Origin of the sequence: Tenacibaculum sp. TC6, from assembly GCF_050606265.1 — a bacterium.
GTDB lineage: Bacteria > Bacteroidota > Bacteroidia > Flavobacteriales > Flavobacteriaceae > Polaribacter.
In genome coordinates, this window is the sequence record NZ_JBOCUK010000016.1 from 61,175 (window position 1) to 74,913 (window position 13,739).

A 13,739-nucleotide genomic window follows, 5' to 3' on the forward strand; every position below is an offset into this window, starting at 1 on the left:
CTAATTTTTAAATAATACTGTGATAGGCTTAACAGCTTCATCATAAGAAACTTCTTTGGGAGTAATTTCCATACCGTTTCTTAATTTACCAACACCTGTAGTAACAATTTTATCGTTAGCGTTCACACCCGCTTCTAAAACATATAAATTGTTTATGGCCGATTTAACTTTTACAATTGTATTTATTACTTTATTATCTTCACCTAATTTATAAAGCATTACTTTTCCTTGTTGCTCATAGGTTGCTTCTTGCGGAACCACAATTGCATTTTCATATACCCTTGGAATTTGTATTTTACCACTATTTCCATTTGTTAAAAGGTGATTAGGGTTCTCAAAAATTGCTCTTAAGCTTACCGTTCCTGTATTTTGATTCACTTGTCCTGTACTTGTTTGGATTTTTCCTTTTTCAGCATATATAGATCCGTTTGCTAAAATCAAGTTTACTTTTTGAAAGTTAGAAAGTTTTTCTTCTAAACTTTTTCCTTCAGCATTTTGCAAAAAGTCTAGATACTGTGTTTCATTTAAACTAAAAAAAGCATATACTTTACTAATATCACTTACCGTTGTTAATGGTTTTGGATCGTTAGGGCTTACCAAAGTTCCTTCTCTAAAATTAATAGCTCCAACATAACCATTTACCGGGCTTTTAATTGTAGCATAACCTATACTGGCAACAACACTACTGTAGTTTGCTTTTGCCTGCGCTAAGTTTGCTTTGGCTGTTTCTAACTGTACCGGACTAATTATATTTTTTTCTACTAAAGGTATTAGCTTATTTACCTCAACTTGCGCCACTTCTACACGAGCTTTTGCCGCTCCTGCATCTTGACTTAAAGACTGCGTTTCTAATTTGAATAACACCTGTCCCTTTCGTACTTTTTGTCCTTCATCAACCAATACCTTCTGAATATATCCGGGTACTTTTGCCCTAACATCACTGTTTACAACTCCTTCTAATGTAGTTGGGTATTCAGTATAGCCTGTTATGTTTTGTTGTTGTATTTGTGTAACCGGAAAAGTAGCCGGAGGAGCTTGTTTTGAAGCTTGAGGTTGTTGTTTATTACAACTTGCAAAAAGGCCTGTCATAACAACCAATCCTACTATGTTTATATATTTTATGACTTTTTTCATTTGATTAGTATTTATTGCTCTATTATCGTTTCTTTTAATTTACTTATGGATTCTATAGCCCCATTAAGGAACTGTATAAAACTCTCGTGGTAATGAAAATCAAACTTATTTTCTTCACTCAAGTTTTCATTAGCTTCTGCTTTGTAGTTCATAATTTCAAGATGCAATTGTTTTTGCTCTCTCCAACCATCAATCATGGTACTTATATCTTGCACCATAGTATCTCGATTGATTACAAAGTACTTTTTTCTATCTCCAATTTTTGTGAAATAGTTAATTTTTTTCAGATCTTGTAAATGGCATAAATGGGTAGAAATAGTACTTTTACTTGCACAAAGATTGGTTACTAAATCTTCAAAAGTAGTACCTTGTTTTCCTGTTAAAATTATATATGATAAAATTCTGGCTGCTACCGGCGCCAAACTATCTTTACTTTCAAGAAAAACGCCAAGTTTTTCTACTAACTCACACTTTTTTTGATTCATACTATTCATCTTCATCAAATTTCATTGCAAAATTAAACTTAGTTCGGAACAAACCGAACCAAACGAAGTTAAATAAATGTTAAATGCTTGCTAAGCAAAAATACATTGCTTTTATTATTCATTTGGAAATGGTAAAACAGAGGTGTTTTTTCAGATCAAAAACCACAGAAAATCAGATTTTTAGCTCCTTTTATTAAATTGTAGCTGTTAAAGTTTACAATCAAATTATACATAAAACAAAAAACGCTTTAGAATTCTCTAAAACGTTTTTTTTGTACGGGTGGAGAGACTCGAACTCACACACCTTTCGGCACTAGATCCTAAGTCTAGCGAAGAAATGTATTCAACGCAAACAAAAACAACTCAAACTCCCTTTAAATAAAGGAAATAATAAAATATGTCGTTCAGATAAGTTCACATAAATTCATGTAAAACAATAAATTGTTGTACCTATGTTGTACCCATTTTTTGTATATTTGTAGAAAAGAAAAAAATGGCAACAATTAAAGCAACACTTAGGAAAAAGAAGAATAGAGCGGGATTATATCCTATAGTTATTCGAATTACCAAAGATCGTAAATCTACATACCTATACACTGGGCAGTACATAGATGAAAAATATTGGGATGAAAAGAATAACAAAGTAAAAAAATCTCATCCCAATGTAGCGAGGCTAAATAATTACATATCCGTAAAAATTACAGAGGCAAATAATTCACTTATTGATAACGAAAGTAAACTTCAAAAAGGAGGACAAGCACAAGACATAAAAAGAGATATAACGAATAAATACAAAAAGAACTCTTTCTTTTATTTTGCCGAGTCACACTTCAAACTTTTAGAGAAAAATAAAAAGTTCTCACGCATTAATAGTGAACGACCATTACTGAATCGAATTAAGAACTACCACAACTCTAAAGAATTAGATTTCAATTCTATTACTCCTTTTTTTCTTAAAGGGTTTATAGCCCATCTTAAAAACACCGACTCCGTAGGAGACAGAAGTATTGCTAATACTCTTATTTTTATCCGTACCCTTTTTAATGGAGCAATTAACCAAGGATTAGTAGATAAATCAAAATATCCATTTGGTAATGGAAGCGGTAAAATTAGAATTAAGATACCTGAATCTATCAAAATAGGGCTTACCATTGATGAAGTTAAAGCTATCGAAGCTTTAGATTTAGAAAACCATCAAGCGCAAAAACACACCCGAAATGTATGGATGTTTAGTTTTTACCTAGCAGGAATGCGTGTAGCAGACGTTTTAAAAATGAAATGGAGTAATATTCAAAACGACCGTATTTACTACCGTATGAATAAAAACAATAAACCTAGTTCTTTTAAAATCAATGAGAAACTAGCAAAAATCATTTCTGAATACGAATCCAACAAACAATCTCCGAATGACTATATCTTTCCTGAACTTAAATTAGCCAATCAAAAAGACCTAGAAGATATACTTCGTAAAACCAAAACAGCTACCAAAAAACTAAACCGCTATCTTTCTCAAATCACAGAAAAAGCAGAGATAACAAAAAAAGTAACTTTTCATACAGCAAGAAGAAGCTTCGGGCTGGCATCGGTAGATAAAATTCCTATCCAAATTTTGCAACGTCTTTATAACCATTCAAGTGTTACTACCACTATACAATATCAACAAGGACTTAACAGTAAAGCTATTGATGATGCGCTAGATGATGTTATTGGGTTTTAAAACACCATTTAGACAGAAACTTTTTCTTCATAACAAATCTGTAGGTCATATAGTGTTTGCATCTCAAATCAATTCCTTCTTCTTTAAAATGGTTAGAATTTGGTTTTAAAACAAACATATTAACATCTTGCTTTCTTAAAGTTTTTTGAAAGTCTTTTTTATTCTCATAATTTATAATCGTATAATACGACTCTAAAAGAGCTATACTTTCTTTCACACTTTCTAACTCAAAAATACTATCTAAATACAGCATATTCTTTACTATAATATTTTCATTATCTTCTCTATAAACATTATGAGTTCCATTATTAAAAGAAATTCGATTTTGAGTATACAAATTTGCTAGGCAAAGAGCTAAATCAAGAGATGGTTCAAAATCAGGATTCTCTAAAGGCAACCTATTAAAAAAAGTTTTTAAGAAAAAGTTCTTTTGAAATTCAGTATATTTTAATTCTGCAAAATCATTTAAAATCGATTCAACAATTAAGACTAAATAATAACTAGATTTTTCAGATATAGCAACAAATATTGCTAACTCATTAGCCATATTAATAGGATCAAAAGACATTCCTAAAAATAAATGAGGAACTTCCAAGAAATATAAAGCCGTTAGATATTCTTGTATAGAAACATGTGCAAATTCATATAAATTCTCACGAACTTTTATAAACACTCCACAATGACTTTCTATCTCATTAAAGACCTTTTCATAGTCATCTTTGGGTAATTTATATTTTCTACATATTCTTTTATAAACTCTTTTTATTTCTCTTTCTTGGAAAACAATGTTTGTCTTTTCTTTATTCTTATTATTAATAGATAAGAAAAAAGACAGTTCAGCTAAGAATTCCTTTTTCTTTTCACTATTAAAATGTTTATAACTATAACTTCTTTCAACAGCTCGTTCTTTATCCCAATTTTTGACAAGTAAATCAAGAACTTTATCATAAATCTTATAAGGTTCTCTAGGTATTCTATTAGGTGTACTGTTTTCAAAAATAGTTAACAAGTGAACTAAAACTAAAGGTCTCTTTATAGTATCTTTATAAGTGGAGTTCTGAAGTTGCGTTAAAAACTCTGCTAGCAACTGAGAATCTTTATTAAACCATTCAAATGAAAATTCTTTTATTTGCTTTAAAGATAAGTCAGCAATTTCATGACCATCGGTATTGTCAATTTTATAAAAAAACTCGCCTGGTCTTGAAGTTAATATAATTTTAGCATTTTCAGTTGACTTACATATTTTTTCTAACTCTTTAATTTTATCTAATTTATCTTTGAATTTATATTCATCAAAACCATCTAATATTACTAATACTTTCAAGTGATTTAAAATGCCTATGGTTAATTCTTCTACTAATTCTTTATTTTCTTGATATAAACCGTAGTTAATTTTATCAAAAATATTATATATCTTAAAAAAGATGGATTCGACTTTATGTGTTTTTGATTTGAATTTTATAGTATCAACCTTGTTAAAATCTCTGAATCTAAGAACAATGACGTTTTTAAATCTTTGATTCTTATTAGAAACCTTATAAGCTAAATACTTAAGAGAAGTTGTTTTACCAGATCCAGGCTGACCTAAAATTATTAAGTTTTTTAGACTCAAGTTACTTTCGAAAAACTCATCGAGATCCATCCCTTTTCTTTCTACTTCTACGGATTCATAACTATACTGTAAAGGAGGACTATAATACTCTAAATATTGATATATCTTTTCAACACTTTTTGCTTTTTTTAAAACATTAATAGAAATTTCTCTTGACCATTTTAAAACTTCATTTTTGTGCTGATCTAAAAAAAAGAAAAGAGAATCTTGAACAGCCTCTTGTGTATTTTCTGAAATCGTAAAATCCTTATTTTCTCTTTTTCTTAAATCTATTAATTTAGTTAGAACAACTGAAGGTATTATTTTATCCGTATTATTAGTTTGGTTGTTATCTTTCTCTAAAACGAAAGAATTTAAAACCTGATTATTAGTTTTATCAAAAATATTTGAATCATATGTAATAGTATACTTTTTAAAATCAGAATGATTTTCATCAATTAAAAAAACATCTTTAAGGTTTTTTTTATGAGTTGTTTGGTAGTTTCTCCAACCTGCGACCCCTAAGTATAAACTTAAAGCTTCTTTAGTCTTTGAACTTAAATTTTTTCCATTTCTACAACGATAAATTGTTTTACTACTAATTGTGTATTTTTTTACATACTTTTCTTTCTTGTTTTCATCTTTAGGTAAATCTTCAGTGAAAAATTTTATATAATCTTTTTCAATATCATCATTGATTAATTTTCTTATTTCATTTTTTTTCTTAGCATTTCTGCTAATGAAATACTTTCTTAACTCTTCTACCAAACTAGAAATTTCAACAGCTATTTCACCATCTCCTCTAGGAATATCAATTATTTCCTTTCTTAATAGTTCTGTGTAATTTATAATTGCTTTAGGCTTTTCTTCGAAACTCTTATTTAGTAATTCTTTTCTTTTCATCCCTCTTGACTTTACCTCTTTTTTCTGTTGTAATAAAAATAATGGAGAATTACCCTAAAAATAGCGATTTAATTTATATCCCTAATTTGGAATCTGGAGATTCCTTATTTGACGGAATACCTTGTCCTACTCATGATGCTTTAAAATATTTAGGAGAAGAAGGTATTCAATATATTCATCAAAGGTTGAATGAAATGCTAAACTGGAGAAAAACCATGTATGGCGAAGGAGAAAAAGAACACTTCGGGTTTTATCCTGTTCAACACTTTATTAGTATTAAACATAATATTAAATTTAGAGTAGGAGAAGCAATTCAAGATTATATGGAAGTTAGAGATTTTCATATAAACAATAAATTCTCTTCAAACCCTCCTATAGTTCCTGAATTAGTAGTGTCAGATATTTTGAAAAGAAATAATTATGAAAATTTAATTAAAAAAAATCATTATATCATAGACACTAATTATCATATGGACAGAATCCCTGAAAACATCACTATTCCTGAATATTATCGTTTTAAATACAGCTAGTATTTCCTCAACTGTCTATTTTCTGTCTAAAGTTCTTTTTTCTCTGTCTAAAAACTGTCTATCATCGCCAAAAACTGTCTTCCTTATCAACCTATTCACTTTTAATTTAGCCGTATCAAACACATAAAAATCAATAAACTATGAGTTTCAAGGCTATAATATTAGAGGTTAAAACCCAAGAGAAAACAAACTATTTATTAGTAGAAAAAAGAATATACCACGTCTTCGGAGGACAAAGTATTTTAATATATCGCGTATATCAGCAAATCACTAAACCAAACGTCTATAATAAGTTCTTATTTGACGTGTGCAACTTAACGGACATAGAAGTTCGTATTCATCAACACTTCCCAAACGTAATCAGTATTAAAGAAATCGAAGAATAACAACAACACAACTCCAAGAGCCTGTCTCTTGGGGTTTTAAAACCTGTCAATTATGAAAAATAAAAACAGAACATTTAGAAAATTCTGGGGCTATTTTGGTGGTCATTCAGATAAAAACGAACCTCAAGAAGAACGATTCGGACGTTTCGTTTATAGAAGAAAACTAAAGAATATGGGGATGGTTAATTCCTCTTTTGGAAGTATACGAGACCTAACAAATCTTGAAGAAGATATTTTGGATAAGGATGGCGGATTAGAACCTATTGAAGTTTTTAATCATCTGGATAAAGCAGAAGGAAAACTTGTTTCTGATTCGTTAGAACTAGAAAAAGAGCACAGACAAGCCGTATTCAATTTTATAAAGAAAGAACAAGAATATTTCGAGTACATCAACTCGGATTTTAAGTATGAATCGTACAATTTAGAACAAGACCAACAAGACGAAGAAGAATCTGTTTTTCAGGAGAAAGTAGTTCAAGAATCAAACATCAAAACTCCACCTATCCGTGAAAAAAATGCTCTTCCAAAGGAAAACAAAGACCATGACGAAACAGACATTGCTCAATACGGATATTATTTAGACCACCATGCAAACAGAAAAGGAGAAGAAATGGTAAACCAGTTTTTTGAGAATAAAACTTGGTCAACTATCCCACCACTGAAAGAGTTCAGAGAAAACCCTTCTAAACCCACAAGAAAAGGAAACATTCTTTCCTATCTCACTAATGACAAGTATTACATTTTTATTCTTGTTTTGTTAGGAATAGAATTAGTAGAAATCAAGGTTATTCTTGCCGTGTTTGAAAACATCTGGAACGTTCGAGGGTGGAAGCTTGCCCTTTATTCTGCTATCCCTATTGCTTTTGGGTCAGTAGTAACCTTTGCATTCTTTAAACACATCCATAATTGGCTTCGATCAGATATGAATAGATTCAAAGAAGGTTTCTTTGTCAGCTTTCTTGGATTAATAGCCATTGTACTGGCTTTACTTATCGGGCTTATAAACGCAGATTTTCAACGAACTGAAGATGCCATGATGGAAAATAATATGATCGTAGATGATTCCACTCCGGACTTCTCATCAGATAGCCCATCTATAGAAAGTTCAACACCAGAAATCAAACAACATTACCCGCTTGCTAAAGAAATCTTCTATCCATTGTTATCAGTCTTTCTGATGTTATCCGTAGCCTTTAAGACCTGTATAATTCTCGTGTTTTCTAAAACTAAAACGCTACTAAAAGAAGTAAAAAAATCAAAAGAGAAAATCTTAGATATAGAAAAGCAGTATAGATTCAATCGTAAAGCCATTACGAACCTTTTAACAAACTCAAAAATCATCGTACATCTTTTAGGCGAGCATCTCTATTATTCTGAAATATATGCTTGCCCACACACCAAAGAAGAAATCGATAAAATCTTAACAAAAAAGAAATTACCAATTAAACAATAACTCAAAAACAATAGAAATTATGAGAACCATTTTTACACTTTTATTATCAATTCTTGTATTCGGATGCAATGTACTTTTTGCACAAATAGATTCAAAAAACACGCAAAAAACAACCGTTGTAGTAATAGATAAATCCGAAGAAATCACAGACAAAGTGATACTCGAAAAATGCCGTCAAAAGCTCCAGACTATTATTTGGAATGCTTGTCAGAAAAATGGAGATAAGATAGTCATTTCATACATCTTCGAAAATTCAGGAAGTATGACTAATAAGACAGAGTTTACTTTAACTCTTCCGTCTCTTGATATTGCGAAACTCTCGCCTCAAAAACAAAAATTAATGAGGCGTAAATTTGAGAGTATTATCAAGCAAAAGCGAATATCTTTTGTTAAGGAAGTAACCCAAAAGGCACTCTCTTACAACAAAGAAAGACCAAGATCACATATTTTAGATGTGCTTCCACTACTAAGTAAGTTTAGACAGATCTACGGAGTATATGACCTTTATTTTATAAGCGATTTAATAGAATTTAGTACCTATCGCAATCTCCACAAAACACATTTTTCATCCGCTAATAGTGCCCAAAAAATTGGGCAACAAGACGCTAAAAAAATAGCCAGAAAGTTCAACTTACAAGAATCTTTTTTACAGGGTATTTCAATCTATGTTTACTTTCCTGTAAACGAGATGGAAACCAGACCAATATTTGAATGGCTACCATACTACTGGAATTCTGTGTTCCAAACCTATGGAGCGAACCCTACAAATATCAAATACCAAAAGCTATGAGTAGGTTCGATAAAAAAGACCAAGAAGTAATCAAAAACATTGTAAAGGAAGCCTTCAACGAAATGGGCTTCCAATTACAAGATGAGATTTGGGTCAATAGCCAGCGTGCTATGGAGATTCTCAACTGTAAACGAACACAATTATTCTTGCTTGCTTCCGATCCCTCTACAGGGATCGTAGTAAGCAGAATGAACCGTAAAAACACACTGTATTTAAAAAGTAGTTTGCTTCAATTCATCGATAAAAACATTTTAGAATAAAGCACTATGGAGTTAGAAAACAAACAAGATATGTACGCCATTGCTTTTTCTCATGGCTACCAATACGGCAACCTTTTGGATAAGAGCCTTATGTCAAAGGTGCTTATTTCTAAGATTGTAAAGAAGCAAAAAACCATTTATTACAAAGGTTTTATGAATGGTTTAGACGAACGATTACTTGATATTTCAAAGCGAAAAACACTTCGGAAAGAACTCAAAGAAATTCAGCAAGAAATACAAAAAGAGAAAAACCAAGAGATACAAAATCCGAGTATGGAAATATAATTCTTTGTACCAAAGAATCTGTGATAGTAATGAAAAACCAACTTATTCTTATGTGTTATGACCTTTGAAGATTACCTATCAACTCACGGATTAGAACCTGAATCAAAAGAAGAAAGACAATCCTTCTATAAAGAATATAGACGAGAGTATCTAAAAAATTACAAGATAAAACAGAAGGAAACGCATGTAAGAATTGAAAGGGTTATCCCGAGAGGTTTTCATCTCAAAATGAAAAATAAAGCGAAAGAATTAGGAATTCCTTTCGGGCAGTTTATAGATGAAGGGTTTGAAGCCATTCTCAACCAGACTTTTATTCTTAGAAGAAAAGAATCTCTACAAGAGATAGAACTTTTACTCTCTCAAATTTCTAACAGAATTAACCTTTTAGCTTTTAATGATAAAAGAACTCAGGGCAGTATTAATGTTTCAGATTTTAAACAACTCCAAAAAGAAGTTCTAAATATGAAACAAGGAATACGAAAAGCGTACGCTTATCCGCCAACTGCCCGAGATTTTTTGATAGCTCAAATAGAACGAAATCCTTTCTTTCTAGAAGAATTGGAAGAAGTCATAATCAACCTAAAAAACGAATTATATGCTGATTAGATCAATACCACATAAAACTACCCCTATCCCTATTATGTTCGAATATGCCGAATCGGATAAAGGATTTAATGATGAAAATACACTTCGAGTTTTCCACAACCTCGATAGTATAGAAATAGAAGATATTCAAACTCAATATATTCAAAATTTTTCACAAAAAAAGAAGCGAAAAAATTCAGTCAAGTTCTACCATGAATTGATTTCGTTTTCTCCCCTAGACTCTGAATATCTCTTAGAAAACGAACACGTCTTGCAACAAATTTTTCAAACCTATCTTGAAAAGAGGTGTCCTTTAGCTTTAGGGTATGCTGTACTTCATAAATCTGAGGCTCATCTCCACGGTCATTTTATCATTTCATCACTCAATATAGACGGCACAAATCTTCGCCTTTCACAGCAAGAGTTTAAAAACATAAAATTAGAGATGGAAGAGTACCAAAAAGAGTTTCCAGAGATTAAACACTCTTTCTGTGAACATGGTTCAAGGTCTAAATCTAAGACCAAACTCCCCTCTTTTCAAACCAGAAAACTTGAACTTATTCAAACAGTTTCAGACATATACGAAAAATCACTTAATAAAACTGATTTTTTAGAACGTTTATCTGAGCTTGAAGGAGTTGAACTCTACAAAAACGGAATCATAAAAGATGGTCAAAAATATAGATATAACACACTAAATATAAGCTCTGAAAAGATGCAAGTTCTCGAACAACTCGAAAAACTGAAAAAACTCCGAGAGAAAGAAAAAGATATTGATAAACCCTTTAATCCAACATTATAATGGCTGACTTATTAGATTTTTTATTTGGTGATTATAAAAATCCAAATACTCGATTTTTAGAAGGAAGACAAAAACGAAAACTTCTCAATAAAAAAAATATAGGTGTTTACATCTGTGAAGATGGTAACCTTCCCGAAGATGCCCAACCTCACTTATGCTTGTTGGGTGGTTCAGGTGCAGGAAAAACGACTCGATACCTAATAAATAGTATACTTTCACTCACAACAATAGAAAAGTCTATTATCGTTTTTGACGCAGGGGGAGATATTTTTGACATCACCTCTGAGTATGCTTCTAGTATTGGGTTTAAGATAAAGGTAATTGATTTCGAATCTCAAAATCAACTACGATTTAATCCTCTACACAGAATAAAACCAGATGATCTCATGGGTATACAAATGGTTGCTCAAATTCTCATTACTTCAGGAGAAAAACAGAATGATAAAAATGAATTCTGGAATGCTTCTGCCATCTCGATTCTTGTGCTTATTATTGAAGCCGTCGTTTCTGACAATCAAACTACCAAACCAAAGACGTTAGAAACAGTCTATGAACTCTTAAATATGTTCTGTACAGATGAACAGCCTCTTCTCGATGCCTTTATGCTTAAACATATCTCTGAGAAATCCAGAACTGAATATTTGTCATTTGTACAAAGCCAAACAGAAAAAGTCTTAATGACAGTTCTCTCTGTTTGTAAAACCGCTTTATCACGAACAAAACCACTTAATAGGCTTATGGGTGAAGAAAGCTTATTCTTTGAAGAAATTAGACAAATACCTACTATTATCTATTTGAAAATTTCCGAGAACTTGATTTCTCACTATTCCTTTGCTATTACATTATTTTATTATCAAATTTTTCAGTTTTTAATGATTTTACCAAAGAAAAACGAAAAATACATTCCAGTACAAATACTCGCAGACGAGGCTAATAGCTTCAAGATTCCCGATATGGAAAACTTGATTTCGGTATTAAGGCGCAGAAAAGTGTTTCTTTCAACCCTCTGGCAGTCATACTCTCAAATCTCTAGTCTTTTCGGAAAAGATGGAGCTAATACAGTTCTCGGAAACTCTTCCACGATTTTGGTGCTTCCAGGTATTGGGAGCGATACAGCAGACAGAATATCTCACATGCTTGGAACTTTTGAAAACGAAAAAGGCTATCAACAAAAAGTAATGACTTCAAGAGAAATTCGAATGATGAAAAAAGGAACAGCCCTTTTTATTCATTCTAATTATCCTCCTGCCATCGTCAGCACAAAAGGATGGTATGAAGTAAGAAAATATCGGAACAGAGCTAACATCAAAAAGAAGGGAGGTGTTGTATCATGAATTTAGAAAATCTTCTTGTACTACTTATAATTTTTGGTGTTCTATGGAGTAAGTCTTGGTTTCCTCAAATATTTCAATTCATAAAAGAAGTTGTAAAGAATCTTTTTCTAGGATTTAAAGCCATATTACCGCACATAATAAAAGTTACACAGAAACTTCTATCTCTTCTTTGGATTATTATAAAGTGGTTCTTCTACCTCATCGTAGAATTACTCAAAACAACCTTTAGTGCTCTTCAAGAGCTCTTTTATATCCTCAAAGAAAAAGCCTAGGGTTCTAGGGAGCGGCGAGCGTCCATAGCAGGATGCAAATGGAGCAGTAAACGGCAGTTACTGTGGAATTTGCAATCCTGCCGATAGCCTCCTACCAAAATAAATTGAGCTATCGTCACGTTCAAATCCTTTAGCATAATAATTTAACAAATCATCCTATTATTTTTTCAGAAGGAAATCTATATTTTGTATCTTTAAGTCCTAACCTCAAAATTAAAATATTATGGCACCAAAAGGAAGTGATTATTCAAAAGAAGAATTAGATAACCACTCTAATCAATTAAATGAAAATAATGATGCATATTGGCAATCAAGAGGAGAAGATGAAAGACCCGATGATTGGGAAGATAGAAACTAATTTTAAAAATCAAAAAAGCCTTTTCATCACGAAAGGGCTTTTCTCCACTTAGGTCATTCAAGCATATTTACTTCGTAAATCACTCAAACAAATCCATTGCGTAAAGCTTTGTTAAAACACCCAAAGCACACCGTAGCTCCTGCACTCTCTCGTTTAAATCCTTAGAACTATCTTCATCTTGGTAGCATAAGGCTAAATCTGAGGCGAATTCCAGCATTTGTATCTCCTTGGTTATAAATTGATAAAAACTTGGAAATTCTTGTGCAAATAATTCTTCTCTTTCATCTGTTTCTTCATATTTACTCATCGTATTACGTTTTAAAAGTCCTTCTCCTTCATAGCATGAGAATTATTATATCAGAAATTTTTATTACAATACTAAAAAAAGCTCCCGAAGGAGCTTTAGAAATTTTGTTAATAAATAAAGTTTAGTCCTTTATTACCTCCGAGAATCGATCTTCTTCGAAGTATAAATCTCGCTCTATAGGAAGTCCAAAAGGAGGACATTTTACAGTACTAAGTTCATGGAGTGAAAAATAACCCCATTCGTCATATCCTAGTCCGGTAACATAACCAAAAAAGCAAGCATCATTTGGATTAAATTCTGTGGCATACCAAGTACCTGAACCACACGGATTAAAAAACTTAGCGATAATGATAGGATCTTCTGATTCTGCCTGAGAGCCAACTTTTTGAAAACGGGTAAGCAGTGTTTTTGTTAAGAGTTTCATAATAGAAAAATTAAAAATTATGCACTGCTAAAATCCTGTTGGCTTTAAGTGCAAGGAGGAACTCGTATGAGGCAAATCCTTGCACTTTTAAGCCATTAAAGGATAAGCTTTGTGCTCTATTTT

General features: G+C 31.6%; 15 protein-coding genes. 10 read left to right on the top strand and 5 right to left on the bottom strand.

Features of this window, described 5'->3' with window-relative positions; all coding sequences use genetic code 11:
• Both ACQY1Q_RS10410 and ACQY1Q_RS10415 read right to left on the bottom strand, forming a co-directional pair.
• Positions 1-1,134, bottom strand: coding sequence for an efflux RND transporter periplasmic adaptor subunit (locus ACQY1Q_RS10410; protein ID WP_431005248.1), 1,134 nt, complete (start codon positions 1,132-1,134; stop codon positions 1-3).
• 11 nt (positions 1,135-1,145) lie between these two features.
• Positions 1,146-1,628, bottom strand: a complete 483-nt coding sequence (locus tag ACQY1Q_RS10415) for a GbsR/MarR family transcriptional regulator (RefSeq protein ID WP_431005249.1) — start codon at positions 1,626-1,628, stop codon at positions 1,146-1,148.
• 484 nt (positions 1,629-2,112) lie between these two features.
• Between ACQY1Q_RS10415 and ACQY1Q_RS10420 the strand changes: the two genes are divergently transcribed.
• Complete coding sequence (locus ACQY1Q_RS10420) at positions 2,113-3,336, top strand: tyrosine-type recombinase/integrase (RefSeq protein WP_431005250.1); 1,224 nt, start codon at positions 2,113-2,115, stop codon at positions 3,334-3,336.
• On the opposite strand, the gene ACQY1Q_RS10425 is transcribed toward ACQY1Q_RS10420, so the two are convergent.
• Positions 3,323-5,830: an NACHT domain-containing protein gene (locus tag ACQY1Q_RS10425; protein ID WP_431005251.1), complete on the bottom strand. Its 2,508-nt coding sequence runs from the start codon at positions 5,828-5,830 to the stop codon at positions 3,323-3,325. The two genes, ACQY1Q_RS10420 and ACQY1Q_RS10425, sit on opposite strands and share 14 nt — an antisense overlap.
• A 41-nt stretch (positions 5,831-5,871) precedes the next feature.
• Here ACQY1Q_RS10425 and ACQY1Q_RS10430 point away from each other — a divergent pair, with 41 nt between their 5' ends.
• The 9 genes from ACQY1Q_RS10430 to ACQY1Q_RS10470 all read left to right on the top strand — a co-directional run bounded on the left by ACQY1Q_RS10430 (position 5,872) and on the right by ACQY1Q_RS10470 (position 12,885).
• On the top strand, positions 5,872-6,360 hold the full coding sequence (locus ACQY1Q_RS10430) for a hypothetical protein (protein WP_431005252.1): 489 nt from the start codon (positions 5,872-5,874) through the stop codon (positions 6,358-6,360).
• A gap of 438 nt (positions 6,361-6,798) precedes the next feature.
• The gene (locus ACQY1Q_RS10435) at positions 6,799-8,199 is read left to right on the top strand and encodes a hypothetical protein (RefSeq protein ID WP_431005253.1); all 1,401 of its coding nucleotides are present in this window, start codon (positions 6,799-6,801) and stop codon (positions 8,197-8,199) included.
• A gap of 19 nt (positions 8,200-8,218) precedes the next feature.
• Positions 8,219-8,989: a hypothetical protein gene (locus tag ACQY1Q_RS10440; RefSeq protein WP_431005254.1), complete on the top strand. Its 771-nt coding sequence runs from the start codon at positions 8,219-8,221 to the stop codon at positions 8,987-8,989.
• Positions 8,986-9,249 (top strand): hypothetical protein, encoded by a 264-nt coding sequence (locus ACQY1Q_RS10445; RefSeq protein WP_431005255.1) that lies wholly within the window; start codon positions 8,986-8,988, stop codon positions 9,247-9,249. The genes ACQY1Q_RS10440 and ACQY1Q_RS10445 overlap by 4 nt, the downstream gene beginning before the upstream one ends.
• Positions 9,250-9,255: 6 nt before the next feature.
• Positions 9,256-9,534 carry a hypothetical protein gene (locus ACQY1Q_RS10450; protein WP_431005256.1) on the top strand — a complete coding sequence of 93 codons (279 nt, stop codon included), beginning with the start codon at positions 9,256-9,258 and terminating at the stop codon, positions 9,532-9,534.
• 57 nt (positions 9,535-9,591) lie between these two features.
• Entirely contained in the window at positions 9,592-10,140 is a 549-nt protein-coding gene (locus tag ACQY1Q_RS10455) for a hypothetical protein (RefSeq protein WP_431005257.1), read from the top strand.
• Positions 10,130-10,921 (top strand): relaxase/mobilization nuclease domain-containing protein, encoded by a 792-nt coding sequence (locus ACQY1Q_RS10460; RefSeq protein ID WP_431005258.1) that lies wholly within the window; start codon positions 10,130-10,132, stop codon positions 10,919-10,921. Before ACQY1Q_RS10455 ends, ACQY1Q_RS10460 begins: the two co-directional genes overlap by 11 nt.
• Entirely contained in the window at positions 10,921-12,255 is a 1,335-nt protein-coding gene (locus tag ACQY1Q_RS10465) for a type IV secretory system conjugative DNA transfer family protein (RefSeq protein WP_431005259.1), read from the top strand. Before ACQY1Q_RS10460 ends, ACQY1Q_RS10465 begins: the two co-directional genes overlap by 1 nt.
• A 495-nt stretch (positions 12,256-12,750) precedes the next feature.
• Positions 12,751-12,885: a hypothetical protein gene (locus tag ACQY1Q_RS10470; protein ID WP_431005260.1), complete on the top strand. Its 135-nt coding sequence runs from the start codon at positions 12,751-12,753 to the stop codon at positions 12,883-12,885.
• 79 nt (positions 12,886-12,964) lie between these two features.
• Here the strand turns inward: ACQY1Q_RS10470 and ACQY1Q_RS10475 are convergent, their stop codons facing one another.
• Both ACQY1Q_RS10475 and ACQY1Q_RS10480 read right to left on the bottom strand, forming a co-directional pair.
• Positions 12,965-13,192, bottom strand: a complete 228-nt coding sequence (locus tag ACQY1Q_RS10475; protein WP_431005261.1) for a hypothetical protein — start codon at positions 13,190-13,192, stop codon at positions 12,965-12,967.
• Between the two features lie 121 nt (positions 13,193-13,313).
• Complete coding sequence (locus tag ACQY1Q_RS10480) at positions 13,314-13,616, bottom strand: DUF2958 domain-containing protein (protein ID WP_431005262.1); 303 nt, start codon at positions 13,614-13,616, stop codon at positions 13,314-13,316.
• Between the last annotated feature and the right edge of the window lie 123 nt (positions 13,617-13,739).